The 22,586-nt window shown below is 47.3% G+C and carries 22 protein-coding genes; 6 read left to right on the forward strand and 16 right to left on the reverse strand.

Annotation, left to right across the window (positions count from 1 at the left end; translation table 11 throughout):
• Positions 1 to 24 precede the first annotated feature (24 nt).
• Complete coding sequence (locus ACQ76X_RS31670; RefSeq protein WP_438497726.1) at positions 25 to 1,008, forward strand: MerR family transcriptional regulator; 984 nt, start codon at positions 25 to 27, stop codon at positions 1,006 to 1,008.
• On the opposite strand, the gene ACQ76X_RS31675 is transcribed toward ACQ76X_RS31670, so the two are convergent.
• Complete coding sequence (locus ACQ76X_RS31675; protein ID WP_438497727.1) at positions 1,005 to 2,501, reverse strand: alpha/beta hydrolase family protein; 1,497 nt, start codon at positions 2,499 to 2,501, stop codon at positions 1,005 to 1,007. The two genes, ACQ76X_RS31670 and ACQ76X_RS31675, sit on opposite strands and share 4 nt — an antisense overlap.
• 266 nt (positions 2,502 to 2,767) lie before the next feature.
• Here ACQ76X_RS31675 and ACQ76X_RS31680 point away from each other — a divergent pair, with 266 nt between their 5' ends.
• A complete protein-coding gene (locus tag ACQ76X_RS31680; protein ID WP_438497728.1) occupies positions 2,768 to 3,136 on the forward strand; it encodes a DUF1304 domain-containing protein in 369 nt (122 codons plus the stop codon).
• 65 nt (positions 3,137 to 3,201) lie between these two features.
• Here ACQ76X_RS31680 and ACQ76X_RS31685 read toward each other — a convergent pair whose 3' ends face one another.
• The 7 genes from ACQ76X_RS31685 to ACQ76X_RS31715 form a co-directional block, all read right to left on the reverse strand.
• A complete protein-coding gene (locus tag ACQ76X_RS31685; protein WP_438497729.1) occupies positions 3,202 to 3,939 on the reverse strand; it encodes a YwqG family protein in 738 nt (245 codons plus the stop codon).
• Between the two features lie 49 nt (positions 3,940 to 3,988).
• Positions 3,989 to 4,942 carry a hypothetical protein gene (locus ACQ76X_RS31690; protein WP_438497730.1) on the reverse strand — a complete coding sequence of 318 codons (954 nt, stop codon included), beginning with the start codon at positions 4,940 to 4,942 and terminating at the stop codon, positions 3,989 to 3,991.
• The gene (locus ACQ76X_RS31695) at positions 4,939 to 5,496 is read right to left on the reverse strand and encodes an RNA polymerase sigma factor (protein ID WP_438497731.1); all 558 of its coding nucleotides are present in this window, start codon (positions 5,494 to 5,496) and stop codon (positions 4,939 to 4,941) included. The genes ACQ76X_RS31690 and ACQ76X_RS31695 overlap by 4 nt, the downstream gene beginning before the upstream one ends.
• A 192-nt stretch (positions 5,497 to 5,688) precedes the next feature.
• Positions 5,689 to 7,023, reverse strand: coding sequence for an SMI1/KNR4 family protein (locus tag ACQ76X_RS31700; RefSeq protein WP_438497732.1), 1,335 nt, complete (start codon positions 7,021 to 7,023; stop codon positions 5,689 to 5,691).
• A gap of 830 nt (positions 7,024 to 7,853) precedes the next feature.
• Complete coding sequence (locus ACQ76X_RS31705) at positions 7,854 to 8,735, reverse strand: AraC family transcriptional regulator (protein ID WP_438497733.1); 882 nt, start codon at positions 8,733 to 8,735, stop codon at positions 7,854 to 7,856.
• Positions 8,736 to 8,864: 129 nt separating this feature from the next.
• Positions 8,865 to 9,701, reverse strand: coding sequence for a hypothetical protein (locus ACQ76X_RS31710; protein ID WP_438497734.1), 837 nt, complete (start codon positions 9,699 to 9,701; stop codon positions 8,865 to 8,867).
• Between the two features lie 212 nt (positions 9,702 to 9,913).
• Entirely contained in the window at positions 9,914 to 10,843 is a 930-nt protein-coding gene (locus tag ACQ76X_RS31715) for an AEC family transporter (RefSeq protein ID WP_438497735.1), read from the reverse strand.
• Positions 10,844 to 11,022: 179 nt separating this feature from the next.
• Between ACQ76X_RS31715 and ACQ76X_RS31720 the strand changes: the two genes are divergently transcribed.
• Together ACQ76X_RS31720 and ACQ76X_RS31725 are read left to right on the forward strand one after the other, a co-directional pair.
• The gene (locus ACQ76X_RS31720) at positions 11,023 to 11,361 is read left to right on the forward strand and encodes a winged helix-turn-helix transcriptional regulator (RefSeq protein WP_438497736.1); all 339 of its coding nucleotides are present in this window, start codon (positions 11,023 to 11,025) and stop codon (positions 11,359 to 11,361) included.
• Positions 11,362 to 11,566: 205 nt separating this feature from the next.
• Complete coding sequence (locus ACQ76X_RS31725) at positions 11,567 to 12,286, forward strand: SDR family oxidoreductase (protein WP_438497738.1); 720 nt, start codon at positions 11,567 to 11,569, stop codon at positions 12,284 to 12,286.
• 151 nt (positions 12,287 to 12,437) lie between these two features.
• Here ACQ76X_RS31725 and greA read toward each other — a convergent pair whose 3' ends face one another.
• Positions 12,438 to 12,923, reverse strand: a complete 486-nt coding sequence (gene greA, locus ACQ76X_RS31730; RefSeq protein WP_038597863.1) for a transcription elongation factor GreA — start codon at positions 12,921 to 12,923, stop codon at positions 12,438 to 12,440.
• A 250-nt stretch (positions 12,924 to 13,173) separates the two neighbouring features.
• Between greA and ACQ76X_RS31735 the strand changes: the two genes are divergently transcribed.
• Positions 13,174 to 14,343, forward strand: coding sequence for an ATP-grasp domain-containing protein (locus ACQ76X_RS31735; RefSeq protein WP_342437622.1), 1,170 nt, complete (start codon positions 13,174 to 13,176; stop codon positions 14,341 to 14,343).
• Positions 14,344 to 14,356: 13 nt separating this feature from the next.
• Complete coding sequence (locus tag ACQ76X_RS31740; RefSeq protein WP_438497739.1) at positions 14,357 to 15,106, forward strand: esterase family protein; 750 nt, start codon at positions 14,357 to 14,359, stop codon at positions 15,104 to 15,106.
• 110 nt (positions 15,107 to 15,216) lie between these two features.
• On the opposite strand, the gene ACQ76X_RS31745 is transcribed toward ACQ76X_RS31740, so the two are convergent.
• The 7 genes from ACQ76X_RS31745 to ACQ76X_RS31775 all read right to left on the reverse strand — a co-directional run bounded on the left by ACQ76X_RS31745 (position 15,217) and on the right by ACQ76X_RS31775 (position 22,163).
• Positions 15,217 to 15,504: a DUF6509 family protein gene (locus tag ACQ76X_RS31745; protein WP_038597869.1), complete on the reverse strand. Its 288-nt coding sequence runs from the start codon at positions 15,502 to 15,504 to the stop codon at positions 15,217 to 15,219.
• Positions 15,505 to 15,627: 123 nt separating this feature from the next.
• A complete protein-coding gene (gene rlmN, locus ACQ76X_RS31750) occupies positions 15,628 to 16,725 on the reverse strand; it encodes a 23S rRNA (adenine(2503)-C(2))-methyltransferase RlmN (protein ID WP_438497740.1) in 1,098 nt (365 codons plus the stop codon).
• Between the two features lie 367 nt (positions 16,726 to 17,092).
• On the reverse strand, positions 17,093 to 18,394 hold the full coding sequence (locus tag ACQ76X_RS31755) for a polysaccharide deacetylase family protein (protein ID WP_438497741.1): 1,302 nt from the start codon (positions 18,392 to 18,394) through the stop codon (positions 17,093 to 17,095).
• A gap of 5 nt (positions 18,395 to 18,399) precedes the next feature.
• Complete coding sequence (locus ACQ76X_RS31760; RefSeq protein WP_038597876.1) at positions 18,400 to 19,122, reverse strand: hypothetical protein; 723 nt, start codon at positions 19,120 to 19,122, stop codon at positions 18,400 to 18,402.
• 237 nt (positions 19,123 to 19,359) lie between these two features.
• Positions 19,360 to 19,716, reverse strand: a complete 357-nt coding sequence (locus ACQ76X_RS31765) for a nucleotide excision repair endonuclease (protein WP_038597878.1) — start codon at positions 19,714 to 19,716, stop codon at positions 19,360 to 19,362.
• 102 nt (positions 19,717 to 19,818) lie between these two features.
• On the reverse strand, positions 19,819 to 20,793 hold the full coding sequence (locus ACQ76X_RS31770; RefSeq protein WP_438497743.1) for an NAD-dependent epimerase/dehydratase family protein: 975 nt from the start codon (positions 20,791 to 20,793) through the stop codon (positions 19,819 to 19,821).
• Positions 20,794 to 21,614: 821 nt separating this feature from the next.
• Entirely contained in the window at positions 21,615 to 22,163 is a 549-nt protein-coding gene (locus ACQ76X_RS31775) for a TetR/AcrR family transcriptional regulator (RefSeq protein ID WP_438497744.1), read from the reverse strand.
• Positions 22,164 to 22,586 lie beyond the last annotated feature (423 nt).

The raw sequence follows: 22,586 nt of genomic DNA on the forward strand, positions 1-22,586 counted from the left end.
TAATAACATATGAGGTGAATTGCAATGACCCCTACCGAGCATCAACCTACCTACACCATCGGGCAGGCTGCTTCCATGGTTAACACTACTGTTAAAACCCTTCATTATTATGATGAAATTGGCCTGCTGCGGCCTTCAAAACGCACTGAAGGAGGGCATCGGCTATACTCTGCAGCAGATTTATGGACATTGGAGCTTATTGGAACCTTGCGCTATGTTAATTTCAGCCTTGAAGATATACGCAAAATGATTTCAGGAGAGCTCAGCATGACAGAGGCTCTAAACCTGCAAATTGATGCATTAGAGGTAGAGCTTGGTGCGATCTCCTCGATGCTCGCTATTTTGAAACAAGCGAGACAACGCACCATTCATAATAGCTCAGAGGATTCCATGCATTATATTGCCGATCTGGTTGCTTCACGCTCTGCCCATTCTGTAAAACGCCAACAATTTATCAATAATAAAATAGAAGAGACAAAGCTGTTAGAGGATCTGCCAGAAGATTGGCAAGCATCATTTATGCATCTCTTCAACAAATATATTATGAAGGAGTCCAAGCTAACCGCCCGCCAGACACAAGCATGGATAGAGCTGCAAAAATTGATGAACGATTCAACATATATGGAGGAACTAGCCAGTTGTGAGCTTCCATTCTTCCGTATGGCGCTTCATCCCCAGCATCAAGCCCACGATTGGATTGGGCAAATGGAGCAAATCCGCCTTCGCACCCTGGAAGCAATCCAGCACCAATGGCCGCCAAGCAGCCCTGCAGTCCAGACCCTTACACATGACTTTCTTTTACTATATGCAAATGTGGAGGAGCTTGGTCAGCCTGACGAGTTCATCCCAAGACAAGCCCGGCATCTGCTGGACTCCGTAACGGAGCGAATCTTGCGATTTAATAAGCTCTGTACCATTGTAAACCCGGAGTGGCAAGATATTACGGGTGGAATGGAACTGTTGATGCAGGGCATGCAAGCATTATTGGCCAAGAAGAGGAACAATTAATTTCCACGCTCCAAGTTGTATCCCTCGTGCTCTCCGGTCTCTTGATTCAATAGCTGTAAGGGCTGCCCCTTTAAATAGTGATTAAAGAATTCAAGTGTAAGCTCATTCACTAGGCGTTGCGTCCCTCTTGGATCTACACCCTGCATCCATTCCAGCAATGGAGAGATTAGGTAAAGGTCAGAGAAGCTCAAGTGCAGCGTATTGTTTAGAGTAATCCAGTAATTCCCTCCTGCTGCTACCGGCTCATATCGTGCATAGACTTCCTCATAATAGGCCTCTGCCTCCGAACGGGTTGTTCCCATTGCAGCAATTTGATCCTCACTCATAACACTGGTTCCAGCTAAAGTGCTATCTGCACTTAGCATGAGAAATGGCTTCCCTACTCCTTCTACTGGAATGCGCTTTTCTCCAAATAACACGCCATCCATATTAATGCCTGCCTTTATGCGGGCATCATCCATCAACATCTGCAGCGTAGTAGCTCCACCAAAGGAATGTCCGAACATTCCAAGACGCTCCAGATCGAGATGTCCCGTAAACCGATCATCTGAATCGTTTCCATTAAGGGCTTCCAGCTCATTCAGTACAAATTTAACATCCTTCACCCATGTTTCATTGAGCTTGTCCATAAAATCAAACTGCAGCTCTTCAAACCCCTTCCTCCCTTGGGAATCAAACAAAGCAACCCTGCCATCAGGAAAAACTGAAGCCAGACTGCTGTAGGTATGATTAATGCCAACCACGATGTAGCCCTGGCTCACGAGCTGCTCTACCTGAAACGTATTTTGACTCTCATATCCATGCAGCCCATGGGAGAAAATAAGCACGGGATAAGAAGCTTCCTCTTCTGATAATGCTGCTTGCTCTACTGCATGTGTACGAACATATTCTAAGCTGGTGAAAAGCGGTTGGGGAAGACCTAATACCTCCTGAAATGCCTCAGCATAAACCTTAGGGTCAGGCACATAGGGTGAAGTTGTTCCCTGAGCTTCCTTATCTGCAGGGTACCAAATCTGTACTCTCAACTCCCGGTCGCTGCCTCTTCCGGCAGCAAAGGTTTCTTCTCTGGCCTCATCCACCCACGAATACGTAACAGTTCCTATACCGTAGGCTCCCTCTGGGTTATCAAAAGTGAAGATAGGAAATAATAGCGGCATTGCTACGCTAATTCCTCCATAGCACACCACACCCAGCCAAACCACTACCCGAAAAAGCAAGCGGGGTTTGGTTGCTTCACTGCTTCCTTGAAAGCCTCCGGCTTTCCTTGCACCTGTAATCCGTCTCCATAGCAAGACAAGTAACGGTGAAACAATCAATACATACGCTGGGATTAGCGGCCATCGCAAGCCTTCAAGCAGCCAATGAATTAGAAATAAAGCACCCGATACAGTAACAGCTGCCCATAGCATAGGTCGTGACTTTTTGGCGCCAAGCAGCAACCCTATAAGCAGCATTACATTAAATACGATAAATATTGCCTCAAATAATCTCATCTCCTGAAAACCCCCTTAAATATTTCTGTGGCTTGAATCTGCCGTAGACAAACAATAAAACCTCCTGTAACAGGAGGTTCAAGAGTTAATATGAAAAAAGACAATTTTCAGAGGGGCTTTGTACCAGGAAGAAGCGATTAGGAGTGCTCACTTTCATAAACAATTGACAAAAATTCGGATATTAGATATATTTAATTTCGTAATATTATATTTTGCAAAATATAATTTGGATAACTACTAATTTAAATGGAATGGAGGAGATTGTAATGATGATTTTGAGTACGATACTCGTAGCACTGGTTGCGCTTGAGCATGTATATATTTTAGTTTTGGAAATGTTTATGTGGACTACTCCAAGAGCGCAGAAGGCGTTTGGAACCAGCAAGCAGTTTGCGCAGGAAACAAAGTCACTAGCCGCTAACCAAGGACTGTATAATGGCTTCCTGGCCGCTGGTTTATTATGGGGATTGTTCCATCCGAATGAAACGACGGGATTTCAGCTTCAGCTATTTTTTCTGATCTGTGTCGGTGTGGCAGCGATTTATGGCAGCGTCACTGCCAAGAAGTCGATTTTATGGGTTCAGGGCCTCCCGGCCTTTGTGGCTATTCTGGCTGTTCTTGTGGCGAATCTGTAGGTCAATTTCCCCATAGTGAGCCATCCTTTGTGGATGGCTCTTTTTGTCCCCTCTTCTCCAGAACATTAACCGGCATCAGACTTAAGCGCACTAAAGTCCAATTTCTTAAGCCGTTCCGTTTCTATAAAAATCATTAAATTGTCGCCATCATGCCAACACCATTCAAGATCATCATCGGAAGCAATGGTTAACAGAGAGATCCACCCTGCTCCAGGCGATGGATCATATGCCAGTGTACAATGAGAAGAATAACCTAGAAGGTAGTCTGAGCTTTTATGCAAAGAATCTCGTATTTCAGTGTATAGGTCGTTCTCTTCTTCCCCGAAAGGCCAAGCCTTCACCTGGTATTCGTCATAAGGAATATCCATCGCCGGGATAAATTCAATCACAGTGGTCTTGCCATTATCGGAATTGGGCGGCGATATCTCCTCCAGATCTATGGATTCAGGAATATATATAGCATGAACATATCCGTCCTCAAAAGCCTCCAGGCAACCCTCACCCTCGGGATCATCCGCTACAAAAAGACTTAGGAGTCCTGTGGATGGCAAGTCTGCTCCAGTTAATGAGATTTCCGCAAAATTGATTTGGCCCAGGAAACGATATGGATTGCCCTCATATGTAGGCCATTCGCTACCGGCTGGTAAATCAGGCGCTCCTCCAAAACGGCTACAGCCCAATCGTGGTTCAACATCATTATTCTTAAGTATATCCATTGCCGGTCTCACAACTTGGCGTAGATACTCTTTATGGCATGCTATCTCTGACTGTTCTATCGTCTCTAAAAAGTCGTTGTTATTCATTTGTATCTCCCTCTCCTTGAAAACTTCAAGATTTTCCTATAATTACTTCTCATCTAGACTCACTAAGTCCTTTTACTTCTATTACCTTTTTACTAAACTGATACGCTACAGTAACATTTTCTATAATCGCAGTATCCTGATATGCAAGAGAGCCCTCAAACTCTAAAGTATCATTGTCTTTCCACACTATTTTATCTGCATAGCTATAATTCTCATAATCTGTGCGAATCCATGTATCTAATTCTTTTTGTGCACCATATTTGACTCTTGCAGATTCTACTAACTCTGGACTTGTCATTCCCTCTTCAATATTAATAATTTGAACGAATTCACTTTTATTAGAGCATGTCACTATCGCAACTAACTTCTTATTGGGTGAAGGAATAATATCTGTAATATACATAGATGGTGGCGAAAAACTTGAATATTCTTTAAGCACATTGTCTTTTATCCTCCATAGGACATTTTGACTTCCATAATCCGAATAATTATTAAATAATGTAAACAATATACTTCCGTCTGCCAACTTAAAAATATAAGGGCTCCGGTAACTTTTTGACAGAATATCTATAGCGAAAGCAGCCGAATCGGCGATTTTTTGATTATCATTTTCTAAAAATGGCTGGAGTTCCTTTAACGCTTTTTCTCTCAACTTTTGATTATTAAAGCATTCTACTAGCCTATTAATAGCAATATATACATGTTCCTCATTATCACTTTTTAAAGCGTGTAGAAATTTTTCCGCATCATATTGAGTAACAGGTACTAACTCCATGTCTTCAGCTCTTAAGTAACGTATATAAGGCTCTGAATTTTGATTTTTATAATATTCTGTTGCCAATAGAGCTGAAGCGGTTGAACTATAAAGGATAAGACAGGCAACCAAAACAACCCACTTTTTAGAAATACTTTTTTTCCTTTTCTCTGTTCCACTGTGCTCGGCCGCTTCAATTAAGTTCTCATCAATTAATCCGATCTCTCTATATAACTCTTCTCTTTTCATAGGTTAACCCCCTCTTTCTCCAGATAAACTTTAAGTTTATTTCTTAACCTAAATAAAATGGACTTCACTTTACTACTACTCATATTAAATCTCATAGAAAGATCCTTTATTGAATAGGAGTACCAGTACCTCCCAATAAATAAATTTCTTGCTTGCTCATCTACGGCATATAAAAATTGATTGATTATATTGGCTATCTCACCTGCTTCATACTCTGTTTCTACAGTATCAGGGGAAGCTAAACATTCTTCTAATTCAGTTAAAATAACTTCAAACTCACGATTGCGCTTTTTCGCTGTGTTATAACCATGTTTATCAAGCGCAATATTACGTGTGATCCTCCCTAGAAATACAGGGAACTTCCTAGGCACATTTGGGGGTATTGCATTCCATGCTCCTAAGTATGTATCGTTCTCACACTCTTCAACATCCGAATAACTGGAAAGTGTGTTTCTTGCAATCACTCTGCAGTATGCCCCATATTTATTCTTAGTCTCTAAAATGGCTTGCTGCGAACGCTGTAAGTATAGGCGAACTATTCCCTGGTCTTCCATCCGGTATTCTCCTTTACAAATCTTATCCCTCTTATCTATATAGTAGAAAGTTCGTAGGATTGGTTGCACTTGTGTTGCCGGAGACAGTGACAAGTGGGTCCAAACAGCAAGAAAGGACCCTCCCTTGCACGGGATGGCCTCTTCATGGAAAGATTGAACTGACATTCTCTATTTCGATATGGATTACGATTCTCACGATTCGTCTTTGTCGAAGTAATCATCTGGCAAATGCAGTTCCCGCAAACAACCGATAAATTTCTCTCTGAAATTCGGATTGCTTTTATACTCCGGCCATACCGCCTTATAGTAAGGCAGCAACTTCTCATGTGGAATAATGCCCCAGTATAAAATCGAGTTATTCAGAACCTGCGGGCCGCCCCCCATCAACATCTGTTCAATGATCTCCCAGCTTCCCTGCTTGTTCTCGCAACTGCGCGCGGCATAGATGGCAGTGGTTTGCATCTTCGGGTCGGCGTGACACAAGAAAGGCGCAAAGTTCGGGAGAGTAATCGCACCGTAATCTTCCAGGATATACCCTGCATAACGCAACGTTTCCGGGTCGTGAATCCTGTCAAGCCTTTGCAAGATCACTGGAATAAATTCCGTTAAATCCACAGTTTTACTGGAAGCATGCAGAATCCTTAAAGCTTGCAGAAAACCCTCATGCCCATCCGCTTGCAACAGCTCCAGAAGATATTTTCTACCCGCGTCAAAAGAAGTTTTGCAGATTAGCGAAATTGCTGCGGCACGATTTTTTGGACTTTGCTCCGCAACATTTTTCAAAAAATCAAGGGTTGTCTGGGAGGTTTTCTTAAACTTAAACATTCCATCCAGCGCTTTTGCCTGGATTTCTTCGTTTGGAGCGCTCTGATAAATCTGGATCAGCGCATTCTCGTCACCCGGCATTCGACTGCCAAACCACCCGTTATCATAATCCAGAATAATTTCATCCAGCCAGCGCTCATACCAGTCCAGAAAGTTGTCTTCATAGACAAAGAAAAAGGGATGATCGGGATGAAAATCGGAGGTGTACACCATTCTCCCCCTGTGTTTCCCTTCAAGCACGAGATACATATCGTATTCGCAGCCTTGGGTGCCTATGCACAACATGCCGCCCAGCACCTTATTACGGGCGTCGTCGTATTCCTCATCGGGGATGTCCTCGTCGTTGGTCAAGGGCTCCGTCAGATGGTTCCATTCCTCTTTGGTCATCCCGGGATGCAGAACAGATTCTGCAAGGAGCGCCTGGCGCTCGGTATAGGAAGCTGCCTTTTCGATCGAATAAATTCCATAATAGGGTCCGGCGCCTCCGTTGCCGACTTTCGTTAAAAACTGCGCGAAAGGCTCAGGAAGTGTGACCTGATTGTGGGCTTGCCAGTCGGCCAGCTCTTTTGCTGTAAGCTTCCCATTAACCCTGTATTGATGTGAGGATGATCCAAACTCCGAGAAAGCCGTGTCTTTGCGCATGGCTTGATTCAATTTGTTTTTTATTCGATCCAGTTGCGTTTCTTTCTTCCCAAACCACATATTTGAACCCTCCTGTTGACTATATCCAGGTTTTCTTTGTTTGCCACAATGATAGTATGTATATAATTTATATCCGTAAGTTACAACAGTTCCTGTATGCAAGGCAGTTTTGAAAAGGGCCACCCTTCACAGGATGACCCTTTCTTTTGTAGATCAAGCTTCCGCCTGACGGGTGCTCATTTAATCACTCATAATTATACGTTTATACGATAAGGGCAACAATCTTTCACTTCAACTTTTACACCGGATAATACCGCTCCTCTCCCAAAATGGTCCCGATCGCATTCTGTCGCCCGCTGCCGTGATGGTTACAGTGCCTCCTCAAGCAATATTCTGCTCCTTAAGCATGGGAAACCAATACAGTGTATAACCAGTCCCATTTTTTACGGCTGATTAACCCCCTCCCTTTTCCTCTTTTTGGTGGTACCCTTGATTACTCTTTCTGCATGCCTGGCCAATTCAACTGCCAGGACCATCGCGGAGAATAGTAACCGCTTTCATTTCCTTTCAAACGGAGTTACGCCTTTACTATAATCTTTGTTCAAAAAGAAAGGAGCGGGGTAAGCCCACTCTCCAGGGATAAAATTGTACTGTTCTAACGAATACCAGCCCTCTGTAGCACAAATAAAACTCTCAGAAGTCTGTTTAGCACCGTTCCGACCAGAGTGTTACCTACCCTGCTCCTTTGGTCCGCATGATGCTAATACTGGTTCCTGCGAGCTTTTCTTCAAAAAACTTGCCCCTACTTGTGATACAGTTCACCACGCTGTCTGTAACGGCAAGTATCTTTTATATAATGAAGACCGCCATAATGGCGGCCTAAAATTAAATTACGACTTTCTTCTAACCGGGATCCATACTTCGCAAATCGATTCGGTGTGATCATCATTTACCCAATAGTACTTCTCCATACATGGTCCTTCAACTTGTTCAAAATTCGAGGATGGGAACCACTCCGAATAAATTCGTTTCCAGACGTTTAGGATTTCTAACCCGATCTCCATGTCGTCTGGAATCGATTCTCGACTATCGAATACCGCGTAGCTTTGATTAGGAATCTGAAGGATGTTCAGCCCATCCGGTACTCCTCTTCCTTCTGGCAACTCGACACCCGTCATATAGCTCTTAGTACCATCCTCGCTGAAATCAAAGTAATATCCATTTAACAGAGAACCTACAGGCCTGCCAACAGTCTCGTTAATCTGGTCATGCGTGCCATTCTTCCAAATTACCTCTACGAAAGTCGGTATCTCCGTGAAAGGGTCTTTCTTGATGATGACGACCTTGCCGATTGCTGTTGAAGCCTTTTCCTCGACAATACGATAGTTCATTTCTGTTTCTCCTTTAATCTGAATTTGAAAGGAGATTCGAGAAAACGCTTTGAGCTTCACATTCTTTTTCTTTGCCGCAAGTGGTGTTACGCCATGCATCCGTTGAAATGCTTTGGCAAATGCTTCAGGACTCTCGTAACCATATTTCAGCGCAATATCAATGACCTTACTATCCGATCCTGCCAGATCTTCCGCCGCAAGCGTGAGCCTTCGGTTACGCATATACTCGGTCACCGTAAAGCCCGTCAAGGCATGGAATATCCGCTGAAAATGGTACTTCGAAGACATCGCGGACCTTGCGATATCGTCGATCTCAATATTCGATTGCAAATTCTCTTCTACGTAATCAATCGCCTGCCGAAGCAACCGAAGCGTTTCCACTCGCTCTCATCTCCTTTCATTATTCAGTCTAGAAGAACGGCTGAAAGAATTCCTGTTCGAAAGTGCTTCGTTTTGTCTGAAAAACTTGCCCCTACTTGTGATACGGTCCACCGCGATTGTGAAACATCCTTATCTTTTTTGCAAAAAGATCCACCATTGCCGGTCAAAACCGGGAATAAAAATCTCTTCGCAACCCTGAATCCCGTTCAGCCAGCGTCTGGTCAGGGGGATGATATTCTCAAACAAATCTAACGGGTAGCCCCAGTCAAGGTCTAATTGGAACATATAATGATTCATAGCGATAATGCCATCTGTTCGCAAAAAAATCAATAAAGTGTGGATCAAGGTGATAAAAGGCTGCATGGCATGAACTTCGAGTGTACCTGAGGCAACCTCCTGCTGAAGAAGTTTGATCATGGCCGGCAGAGTTTCCATCCAATCTGTATGTATGGTGTCGATTCCAGCCTGGCCGCACAATATCGCCTGGATGATATCATTGACCGCATGCTGAAAAACGATAAGATCCACTGACCTGGAAGGCAGATGTTGTTCGAGATAAGCTGCATCGTCCTCTATGATTTTCATATGCAGGGGAAGGCCCCGCGTTTTCTGCAGCAAGCTGGTGGTGAGGCTTTTATTCATATTCGCCGTTATGTATGTACTGTTCGGATGGGTTCGTGCCATGACCTGGGGAACCATATCTGCATCGCCGGAAGCCACCTCCAATAATGTCAGTTCATCTCCCAACTGCAGTGCTTCAAAAACCTCCGCCCAACGTGCTCTGAAGTAGACTTCATTTACAACGGTAAATTGGGCAATCGGACTTTCCAGCAACAGTTTAAGCTGGTGTTCAACCTCGTTTTGCGGGAGGGAGAGATATTGCTTCAGTTCTTGCTCACTCAAAAAACGTTGTGCCCGCTCATTTATTAATGGGTAGCATTTGTCTACATCATCTAATGGAATCATTTAAGCTTCCCCTTCCTGGCTATAACTATATTTGCTACTATTATATTTATTAATGGATTTTCCAACAATCGGAATTATTAAAGATATATAGGTTAAACTAAATTTTTTTGGGAATCCATAGTTACTCCAATTATAGAATCGGCTTTCATGTACCTTATCTAGCTAAATATATACAAATCAATGTAGCAAAGGAGCGGCAGAAGCGCGGCTCGTTACACGCCGCCGACCACCACAATGAGCACCGGCAGCACAAGGAAAGAAGCCAGCGTTGTCCATACAATGCAGCGGGATACCAGGGAGGGAGAACTGCTGAACCGTTCGGCCAGCACGACGGAATTGACGGCGACAGGCATGGACGCCAGAATGAGCAGCACCGAAAATAAGGTGCCGGTAATATTCAGCAGGAGCAAAACGAGTGCGGCAAGCAGCGGAGCCAGCAGAAGGCGGACCGTGATCCCGGTCCAGAAGGCAAGCTGCACATTGCGCTCTGTCTGGGCCGCTTTGACCTTGACCATCTGCGCGCCCAGAATCGCAAGCACCACGGGCGAATACGCCCCGGCCACCATCGCGACCCCGGATGCCAGTTCATCCGGCATATGCAGGCCGAGCGCCCGTAGCATCAAGGCCAGAATTGCCGCATAGATGGCCGGCAGCGAAAACACGGATTTAACGGCGCTGCGCACTGAGAACTGTGATCTCGCAGCGAAATAAACGCCGATGGTATTAACGATTACCATCTGGCCAATGACATAGACCGATGCTTTATCGAGGCCAAGCTGGCCGAAGGCCAGCAGCACCAGCGGAAGCCCGTAATTGACGCTGTTCGTAAACGTGGAGACCAGTGTTAGTCCGGCGGCTTCCGCCGGAGCCAGCTTCAGTATTCGCCCGAGCACATTGGCCAGGCCCCATAAGAGAAACAGATTCAGCAAGGAGAACGACAGTGTCTTATAGACGTCGTCGAAGGAAATTTCTGCAGTAGCCAGCGTATCGAGGATGATCGCCGGACTCAAAAAGTACAAATAGAGCGTTAACAGCGGTTTCGTATCGAGGTTCTTGAACCGGCCCAACAGCGCTCCGGCGATGACCGGAATGGACAGCGGCACTATGACCTTAAATAACGTCGACAACACAGTCTCAATCACGGGCCAGGACTCCTCTGTTCTATAGTTACTCCCTACTATACCTGCTGAAGCAAGGTCCGTCTAAGATATGGAAACAATATGCTTAATAGAAACTGCCTATGGCTGCACATAACTTCCCAAAAGATAGTATAGTGATATGATTAAGAAAAATTGGTATTCACTCAGGAGGCTAGTTGAATATGAACCATTCAGAGCCTGTCTTTATAACCAAGGGCACTCCCGGCGAGCCCTGTCCCATTGCCAAAACACTTGATGTTATCGGGACCAAATGGACCTTTCTCATTATCCGTGATCTGCTGATCGAAGGCACGATGCGCTTCAGCGATCTGCTGAAATCCCTGGAGGGAATCAGCCCGAAGACGCTCTCGCTGCGGCTCCGTGAGCTGGAGAACCATGGCATTCTGGAACGTACAGTATATCCGGAGGTGCCGCCGCGCGTAGAATATACCCTGACCACGAAGGGGGAACAGCTGGAAGGAATTTTTATCGAGCTTAAACGATACGGACTCACGCTCTAAAAAACTTTAATCCGACAACCCTTCCGCCGTACAAAACTATACTTTCGGAAACTGTATAACAATAAGGTAACTACTTCCCAAAAGGAAGTTATAGACATATACTCTCCTCACAGAGCACAACATGCTTAGCGATGCTTCCGAAGCGAGTTTTATTGCGGCGGATGTCTGAAAGTAATGCTCCATAAACCTTTGAGGAGGAAAAGAGATGTTAACAGGACAAAAAGTAGTTATTGTCGGCGGAAGCTCGGGAATCGGTTTGGAAACGGCCAGACGGGCCGCCGCGGAAGGTGCGGAGATTGTAATTGCCAGCCGTTCCCGGCATAAGCTGGAACAGGCCAAGTCTGCCATCGGTACAGGGGCGAAAGTAACTTCACACATACTGGATGTGACAGATGAGGAGCAGATGCGGCTGTTCTTCGAGCAGACCGGGACTTTTGATCATCTGGTTGTCAGTGCGGCCGAAACAAGCGGCGGGCCTTTCCTGGCAACGCCGACAAGCACTGCCCGCTCGCTGTTCGAGAATAAATTCTGGGGCCAATATTATGCCGCCAAATATGCGGCTCCGATGCTGAACCCCAATGGCTCCATTACCCTCTTCTCGGGGGTTGTAGCGTTCAAATCAATGATCGGCTCCTCCATGCTGGGCGCAGTGAATGCTGCTGTCGCAAATCTTGGCCGGACCTTGGCCCTGGAGCTGGCCCCACTGCGGGTGAACGTCGTCTCTCCGGGCATTATTGACACGCCTTCCCGGGCAGGGATGGCGGAGGAGTCCCGGAATGCCTTTTACAGCAGCACAGCTGCCAAGCTGCCGGTACAGCGTGTAGGCACCGCGGCGGACGTGGCTGAGGGTGTGCTTTACCTGATCCATAACGGATTCACCACAGGCACGGTACTTCATATCGACGGCGGCCATAGCCTGATCTGAAAGCGGCAGAGCCGCAGTCCCGGAAGCTGCGTTCCGTCATTCCCCCGGCCGCCGTTACGCCGTAATGCCGTTATTCCGGAGATGCGCTCACCTGTCTACAACAAAAATCCTCATCCCCAGCGAAATGACAAGGGGATGAGGATTTTGTTTGTTACAGCATTTTGATTTCAAGCAGCTCATATTTTATGATGCCCATCGGGGCATTGACGCTGATGATGTCGCCCACTTTTTTGCCGATCAGCTCTTTGCCCAGCGGACTTTCATAAGAAATCTTGTTGTCGAGCACATCAGCCTCAGCCGGGCCCACCACTCTATATTCGATTTTTTCGGAGTATTCCACGTCATTCAGGATCACGATGCAACCTACACTGACTGCACTCAGATCCATTTTGCTCGAATCAACGATCTGGGCTTTCGTCAGCATTTTCTCCAGGATCATAATCCGGGTTTCCATGAACGATTGATCTTCCTTGGCAGAGTGGTACTCACTGTTCTCCTTCAAGTCCCCGTAGCTGATCGCTAGCTTAAGGCGGGCTGCCAGTTCCTTGCGTTTTACCGTCTTCAGATCCCTAAGCTCTTCCTCTAACTTAGCCAATCCTTCTTTAGTCAAGAATACTTCTTCATTGGACTTAGACATGTTCTACAACTCCTATTTTTGCCTGCTTTATTGTATTTTACCCCATATTGCGTAAACATGCGAAGAAGAAAAGAAAATTACCCCCTCCTCCTTTACCCGGCACAAATGCGAAGATGCCAAGGCCGAAGAAGTATGAATCCCTCTTAACTCTCCAAAAACATTGACGGATAGGGATGGACCTGATAAATTAAATTAAATTAATCATACAATTTAACTCGGAATTATATTCCAGCCAAAGGGGTTGATCGCCGTGAACTTTATTTTCTTTTCCCCTCATTTCCCGAGGAACAGTGCCGATTTCTGTACTCAGCTGCAGCGTCAGGGTGTGCTGGTGCTCGGGATTGGTGATGCCGAATATGCACACTTGGAGGACAAGCTGCAGCTCGCGCTGACGGAGTATTACAAAGTGAATGATCTGGAAAATTACGAGGAGATCTTGCGGGCGGTAGGCTATTTCACACATAAATACGGCAAGATTGACCGGTTCGAGTCACTGAACGAATATTGGCTGGAGCAGGATGCCGCCATCCGCAGTGACTTCAACATTTACGGCACCAAGACCGATTTCGTCTACAATCTGAAGCAGAAGTCCAAGATGAAGGAATTTTTCCGCAAAAGCGGCGTCAACACCGTGCAGTTCTCCACCGGAACCACCCGGGAGAGCGTCGATGCGTTCATCCGTGAAGCCGGCTTTCCGCTTGTTGTGAAGCCCGATCTCGGCTCCGGGGCCAGCATGACTTACAAGATCAATAACGAGGATGAGCTGCAGCAATTTTTTGACACCAAACCCGCTGAGGTCCCCTTTATTATCGAAGAGTTCATTGACGGGGTCATTCTGACCTATGACGGACTGGTCGATATCCATGGTGAAGTGCGCTTTGCCGTAAGCCATCTGTTCGAGAACAGCGTGATGGAGGTCGTCAACACCGATAACCATCTGTACTATTTCTGTCTGCGGGAGATTAGTCCGGAGGTTGAGGCGGCGGGCAGAAGCATTCTGAAGGCTTTTGACATCAAAGAGCGTTTCTTCCATATCGAGCTGTTCAAGTCGAATAAAGATGGCCGGATTATCGCCCTAGAAGTGAATATGCGTCCGCCAGGCGCTTGGATGACTGATGCCATAAACTTCTCATACGACGTGGACATCTATAAGGAATGGGCCAGCATGATCGCACACAACGAGGTTGGCGGACCCTATGAAGGCAAATATTATACCGGCTATGCCAGCCGCAAGAAGCATAAGCATTACACCCACAGCCATGAAGACATCTACCGCACCTATGGCGACAAGATCGTGAATTATGCCGAGATCGAAGAGGTATTCAGCAGAGCTATGGGGAACAGCGCCTATCAATTCCGTTCCGCCGCATTAGAGGATGTCAGAGACATCGTGAACTATATTCAACAAGAAGAGGGATAGGATGTGTTAACGGATGAGGACAAGCTACCATAAGGAGTACAGCCATAACTTGCACAGGGAAATGGAGTATAAAATATATGGCCACGCCGGCAAACCGATGCTGGTCTTCCCTACGTCACTCGGCAGATTCTATCAATACGAAGATTCGGGCATAATCCAGACGCTCTCGGAATTCATTGAGGCCGGCAAGCTGCAGATTTGGGCCTGCGACAGCATTGATGAGGAGACCTTCTTCTCTGCCCACTGGAATCACGAGGACAAAGTGCAACGGCATGAGCAGTATGACAAATACATCACGCAGGAGCTGATCCCCGGCATTCTCCACCAGAGCAAATGGAACAATGGCGGCAGTGACCAGCGCATCCTCATCTCCGGCTGCTCCATGGGCGCTTACTACAGTGCCAGCTTCTTTTTCCGTTATCCGCAATATTTCGATACCTTGATCGCCCTTAGCGGCGTCTATTCCACCTATTATTTCTTTGGCGACTATATGAGCGACAACGTCTATCTCAACTCTCCGCTCCACTATTTGCCGGGACTTCAGGATGATTATTATCTGCAGCAATATAGGAACAGCAACATCATCATTTGTGTCGGCCAGGGCGATTATGAGGACGAAATGCTTCATGAGACCCGCCTGTTGCAGGAACTGCTGCAGCGCAAGGAGATCCCTGCCCGGTTTGACTATTGGGGCCACGATGTGAACCATGACTGGCCTTGGTGGAACAAACAGATTCATTATTATGTCAGCGGCTGCCTATAGTCGTTATAATGTTGCAAAAAGGGGAGCTGCCATAGCTGGCAGCTCCCCTTTCCTATGCAGAACCCGTCTTACTGCCTCAGATAGCCACCGTGGTTCTCTTGCATACTTCCTTACTCCGGCAGATGTTCTGTACAGAACAAGGCCAGTGCTGCTTCCTCGTCCTCTTCCATATCGAAATCCAAAACGCGGCCTGTCGTCGTTTCCAGCAGATCGTAACTGACGATGGCACTCTTCTCTTCCTCAACTTTGAAAATCACGCGGGCCGATACCCCGTTCTCTTCGTACAGTTCATCTTCTTCCGGCACATCCAGGTTAATCATGAACTCATATCGCTTGCCGCTTAAAATACCGAATGGGTCTCTTAAATTTTCCACGGTGTAGCTTGTAAATGTCAGCACAACGCATACCTTCTTTCCTAATCACTGCCAAGCTATTGTATCACAAAAATCCTTAGCAGGTGATGGAAGGGATTACGTCCTGCTAACCAGGCCGTCCGCAAACCGTTGAAATGGTCTCCAGCCTTACCCGGCAACTACCCCGTTCTTATCCGCGCTGCTGTCCTTGGTCTTCTTAATCTGCTTGCTGCGCAGCTGGCCGCAGGCGGCATCAATATCAGTACCATGCTCCAGCCGGGTGCTGACGCTGACTCCCTGCTTCTTCAGCGTGTCAAAAAAGGCCCGTACCGACTCCCGCTCGCTCCGCTGGTACTGACTATGTTCATCCACCGGGTTGTATGGGATCAGGTTGACGTTGGCCAGCTGACGCCGCTCGCCGATCAGTTCTGCCAGCTCCAGCGCATGCTCCTCACGGTCATTGATGTCCTTCAGCAGAATGTACTCCAGCGTAATTCTCCGGTTCGTCTTCTCCAGATAGTAATCAATCGCCGGCATTAATTTCTCTATAGGAATCGCACGGTTGATCTTCATAATCCGTGTCCGCAGCTCATTATTCGGCGCATGTAAAGAAATCGCCAGGTTGACCTGCATGTTGGCATCAGCAAATTCTCTGATTTTGTCGGCCAGACCGCTTGTGGAGACGGTAATGCCCTTGCCGGCAATCGCCAGCCCTTTGTGGTCCTTGATGATCGTCAGGAAATTCAGCAGGTGTTCGAAGTTATCGAACGGCTCGCCGATCCCCATCACTACTACATGGCTGACCCTCTGCCCCAGTCCGGCCTGATCGAGATGCTGCTGCACCTTCATAATCTGCTCCACAATCTCGCCGCTGGACAGATCACGGCTCTTCGCCAGCAGTCCGCTCGCGCAGAAGCTGCAGCCGATATTGCAGCCGACCTGAGTGGTGACGCAGACGGACAAGCCGTATTTCTGCCGCATTAGTACCGTTTCGATCAGATTGCCGTCCTTTAGACGGAACAGGAACTTGATCGTACCGTCAGCCGATTCCTGCTTCACATGCTCATCCATCGTTTGAAATACATAATGCTCGGACAGCAGCTGCACACAATCCTTATTCAGATCAGACATCTCCGTGAAATCCGTAATCCGCTTGCGGTAAATCCAGTCCCAGACCCGGGCTGCACGGGACTTTTTGTGGCCGCGCTCCGATAGCCATGACGCCAGTTGATCCAATGTTAATCCATAAATGGATTCTTTATTCATTTCATATCCTCTTTTCAAAACTTTAAAGTTCAATCTATTCTACCTTGACAGGACTCTTCCAACAACATCTACTTATTGTCTCAAATTTCGTATATTAAAACAAGGGGAATCCCTGCCTGCAGCCCAGTTATATTAACAATTTCAGGCCTGCAGCCCCGTATCCGTGAAGTTACCGATACACAGCTGGAGCAGTATGCAGCCGGCTATGCACATTATATCCAGACAGCCTTGCCGGTCGTTGCCCTCCGGTAATTTTCCGGAGACTAGAACAGCGAGTCTCTTCACTTCTTCTAACAACATATTAAGTTAGTTGTAGGGCATTTAAAAAGCGTATCCATGTACGATGGATACGCTCAAACCCTGCAAATTATTTAAAGATGGCGAATTTCAAGCCTTTGCTCTTAAGATATTGGATGATTTCAGGGAGGATCTTTACGGTTATGCTTTTTTCATGCAAAAGATAGATGCCGCCCGACGGATCGGTTGCGCGGAAATAATGAAGAATCTCCTCCGGGCTGTCCGCCTTCCAATCCTCAGGGTCACGGTTCCAGAGCAACACCTTCATATGCTGTCTGCCGACTTCAGCCGCCAGCTCTTCATTTACCGCTCCATACGGAGGACGGAAGACCGTTACTGGAGACTGGATGAGCTGTGCCAGCGCATGGTTAACTTGACTTAGATTGTTCCGGTTCTCTTCACCGCTGTTCCTGGTCATGACGCTGTGATCCCACGAATGATTGCCGACCGCCATGCCCTGTGCATCGGTATAGATTACTGCCTCAGGGTAGTGGAGTACATTCTGTCCAATAAATAAAAAATTGGCCGCAATGCCTTCCGCCTGCAGAATATCCACGATCTCCTTGGTATACTTCGAGGGGCCATCATCGAAGGAGAGCGCCACATATCCCTTGGGCAAGGCGTATTCATAGCTGTCTCCGCCAAGCTCAAGCTCCTCGTACAGCAGCTTCTGCACTTCTTTCTCATCCACTACTGGCACCGTGGCTGCCTCGGCTATACTGCTCTCAAGTGAAGTCAGCCGCACCACAGGGGTATAAGGAGCGGACAAGGTGTCATCTTGCTCGGAACTATGAGCACCAGCCTCAGACTGGGTGACTTCCACCTTCGCTTCGGCACTGTCCGAGAACAGTCCATCGTCCATACGCAGCAAGAATACGATCAGCAGAAGGCTCAACACAAGTCCTCGCAGGGCAATCGACCGGGCTCCAGCCCTGGAACTGCTGCGCTTAACCGGTTTCGGTACTGCCGCTACCGCTGGGGAAGGACTCACTGCTGCCTCTTCCTTCTCCTTGTCCTTTACCTGTTCAGCACCCACCCATTCCGGCTGCTTCAAGCGATGAAGTAAGGAGATATATTCTTCGGAGCAGGCGAAATACAGCGTTTCGCTGAAAGTCCGGTTCATTTTGATAAGCGAGCTGAAATGTGTCTGGCGGAAGGGATCCCACTTCGCGTACAGTGACAGCCGAATCCGCTGTCCTTCAAAAGGGGGGAGTGCGTTCATTTGCAGATATGTAAGTTCATCTATGTGGACCATTTGTCTGGTAAAGGCACCGCTGCGGGTTAGACCTACCTCCATCCGATAACCGTCCTGCCCGTGCTCAAGCGACAGCAACTCTATCATCAGAGCGGCGCTTTTTTCCTCAACTGGCATAAATATTATGTATCCCCATTCTCATCACTGCGCTCTGCAGGCAGGCTGCTGCCGCCAAAAGGTGCTGTCATCCGGTTGGTGAAATCGCTGATCATGCTGGAGAGGTAGGCTTTCTCCTGCCGGACCGTTTCGTATTTCTGTCGAAGATGGCCATTTTCCGTCTCCAGGCGTCCGATCTTCTCTTCCAGCTCATTCATTTTCTTGAGCTTCTCCGCGTGGACCTCATTGTGCTTCTGCACAAGGTTAACGTATTTTTGCTGCTCCAGGTCAATGGTGCTCTTGAGTTCGTCCATTTCTGCAGAAAAAGTGATATGAAGCTCGCGGTAATCCTCCAGCACCTGATCCACCTTCAGATTACGCTCTACCAGCTTCTGCTCCAGCTCCATAATGTTCTTCTCCCGGTCTTCAATCACCTTATTGAGGTTCTTGAGATCCTTGTTCAACCGCTCCACATGTCCGCTGGAATGCGCAAGCCGGTCCTGAAGCTCACGGTTATTCGTCTCGGCATGCGTCCGGTCCTGAATCATCTGTTCAACCGCAAAAATTAAATCCAGTGATTTCTTGTCCAGCTGTGCTTTGCCCGTCGAAATCAGGCTGTTCTGGCTGTCACTCTTTTCATAGCTTTCCGAATCTTCAGGAGGACTTTCCGCCAATTGTACCTTTTGAACCATGCCCGGCTTCGGCGTCTTGTCCACCGCGTCTCTTTTCTTAAAAAAAGGAGCAGCCATCTATATATCACCTCATTATAAATGTCAAAAAATGTCGAGCATATACGAGTTTATTATAGATGATTTGTCCTGGATGTAAGTGAGCCTTAATATCTAACTTTCCTAAATACATCTAAAGACCCAGTTTGCTGTCCCAGAAAGGATTAACCACGCCGATAGGCCGGATTTCCGCGGTTTCCGAATTTTTCGCAAAAAAAAACGCAGCCCCATTGGACCACGCCTTTTGCACTAAATTCACTATTTATACAGGACTTTCTCCACATTGTACTTGGCTTTCAGCTTGTTCACAATGTAGGTTTCGTAAATCTCTCTGTCGACCGGATCCTCAACGAGGCATACCTCAATCTTGGTGACTTCGTCGCGATGGGGCTTCATTACGGATACGTTATCTTCAAAATGCTTTTTGATTCTGGGTCTCAGCTTTCTGGCCTTGCCTACAAACAACAGCTCGTCGTTGTCGTTATAGAACATAAAGATGCCGCCGGCTTCACGCGTAATCAGGTGGAAATCCGTAAATCCGTAAATATGGCTCAGCACAGGATTCTCCTGCTTGGTAATCGTAACATCCGGTGCCGGGATGGTAATGCTGATCATTCGTGCTCACTTCCCTCTTGTATATAGAAATAAATAGTATCACAGATCAAGTGGCCTGACTATTTCTATCTTCTGCGGCTTTGATGTATTTTATAAGCGTGTTCACAAAGATTTATCCTGCCGGGCCTTAAGCACGCGGATCGTTTCCGTAATTCCCTGTTCAAACGGTGTGGCCGGAATCGGCCCAACGGTACGTTCATATTTGCTGCCGCTTAAAATAAGGGGCTCCTTCGTTAAATAGAGCATCTCGACAATCTCCTTCATGACCGGGATGAACAGTCCCAGCAGCGACAAGCCGGCGGCACCGACGGGTATAACCGGTTTTGATGATCCGCTAGCCGCCCGGGCTATCCGGACGATCTCTTTACCCGAGATGATGCCCGCTCCTGGAATGTTCCAATTCTGCCCGTACGCTTCCTCCCTGCCCGCCAGCTCCACCATCATCACTGCGGCATCCGGGAGATAAACGTATTCACGCGGAACGCTCATATTTCCGATGAACATCGCCGGTTTCCCGGCGGCAATCCCCTCCAGCGTCGAGCCCAGATACGATGCCTCGTTGGCGGTAGGACCGTAATAATCGGGCAAGCGAACGATCAATCTTTTGGCCCGATTCCAGCGCGGGCTGAAGAACATCCGCTCAAATTCAAACTTGACCTTTCCCTTTTGGGTATGCGGATTCTTCGGATAATCCTCACTGATCGGCTGCTCATTCCGTCTTTTGCCGTACGGATAAATGCCGTCTACCGCAGCAACCCGGGTCCCTAGCTTGCTTGCCGCCTCCAAGACCGCTTCCCCCATCGGCAGCAGCTTGGTGCTCATCTCGTGATAAGGCACCGAAGCACAGTGGAAAATAACATCAACCCCCTGCGCGGCCTCCTGTACATCGCCCGCCTTAAATACGTCGCCGGTCTTCAAGCGGAGTCCTGTTGGATTCCCCAGCTTCGCAGCAAGCTGCTCCAGCTTTGGCAGGGATCGCCCAAAGGCGATCGTTTCCACCCCTCTTTTCAGCAGCTCGGCAATAATGACCATTCCTGTTCCTCCGGTTGCACCTAACACGACAGCTTTGTTTAACATTTTAATTACCTCCTGATTAGTGGGTTTGGGTTTGGGTTTGGGTTTGGGTTTGGGTTTGGGACCCTAGCTCTTGGCTTTTGGCTCTTGGCTCTTGGCTCTTGGCTCTTGGCTCTTGGCTCTTGGCTCTTGGCTCTTGGCTCTTGGCTCTTGGCTCTTGGCTCTTGGCTCTTGGCTCTTGGCTCTTGGCTCTTGGCTCTTGGCTCTTGGGCTTCAGCTTTGGGATTTTGGCTTTGGGTTTCGCCATATTCAGTAGTGATTGATCACTAACTTAATGTTTTCGCGATTTCTGACTGTCCCGGACTGGAGAGACGTTATCTTGCTGATCGGAGTCTATTTGACTTCCATTCGGACCCAGATGCACTTATTGAGTGTGAAAATCAACAAATTGAGTGCGATTGTGAACAATAGCTGCACTGAGGTCCGTTCACAGCCGCAAACAGGCAATTTCACCGAAATAAGAGCTCTGGTGTCCGGAACGCGATACGGGTTAACCATCAGGAAATCGTATTGGCTTTAAGGTGATATGGATTAGCGATATAGCGAATAGGCTGTAAGATAGGCGTTAGGCGATTAGATTGGCGTTAAGCGATTCGGGTACTTAACCATATGGCCATACGGCATACCGATGGACACTATTGCTTGGTGATTGACTATTTAACCAGTTGATAATCGGCTCGAGATACCGTTGCTCCTTAGTACTTTAGTTTCTAACAGGGCACTTTTGTTATTGGCTAATCACTAACTAAAACTCATTAATATCTAAGGGACTCCGCCCTTAGATCCTGCTCACTAACCAAACTCACCCTAGTACTCGCTGGTGCTTACAGATGCTTTGGCTTTAGTTCCGGCATTCCCAGCGCCATTGCGATATTGCACAGCATGCCGTTGGCCATAAAGGTGCTGACCTCAACCTCCGGATGCTCCATTCCGGCAGCCACAAATTTCCCCTTAACCAGATTGGTGACCTCAAGCATTCCCTTCTGCATCGCATGGAGGATCATTTCATCACGGATGCCCAGTGCCTGCACTTGCAGAAGAATCTCATTAGGATGGGTCTCCATCAATTGTTCATATACCCGGATTGTTTCCGCAAGCAGCTGATCTGCCGGAGCCTCAACACTCCTAAAGGTACGGATAATCCGCTCAAAGGCACGGTCCAGTGCGGCTACAAACAGTTCCTCCTTGTTCTTGAACAGCTTGAAAATATACGGCTGGGAGATACCCACTCTCTCCGCCACCTGTGCAGTGGTCGCCCGGTAATAACCAAGTTCGGCAAAAGCCACAACCGCCGCCTCCAAAATCTGCTCCCGCCGGTTAACGGAGGTCGCTTCATCTGTCTTAGACCGGACCGTACTGGATTGTTTGTTCATGATGGCCTTATGCCTCCTTTTCTGATGAAGTAGATAAAGTAATTCACGCCTCAATAGTTGGTTATTGATCAATCACTTTCTTGGTTAGAAGTATATACTCCAATTCTTAAATAATCAAGCCCGTATTTTAAACGCCTAGCCGGCTGTTCCACCTTTTCAATCGCGTGACTGTCGTCCTCAGCCGGAATGAAGGACTGGATGGAAATGTCCGTATCACTTGCAGCCAGAGTGCCGTTTAGGAAATAGTCCGCAGGTCTTCTTCGAATTATAGTTACGCTTGGGATTTCCCCTGAGCATTCTGTCCGATACCACACTTGCGAATGAACGCTGAATCAGCTTATGGTGCCCCCTTCAAAATAAATGTATTTACTGCAACTATCCAGGGGTACAATAGAGCTTTTTTAGAGATAGATGTATTTCTTA

Origin of the sequence: Paenibacillus sp. IHBB 3054 (assembly GCF_051594305.1) — a bacterium.
Taxonomy (GTDB): Bacteria; Bacillota; Bacilli; order Paenibacillales; family Paenibacillaceae; genus Paenibacillus_AQ.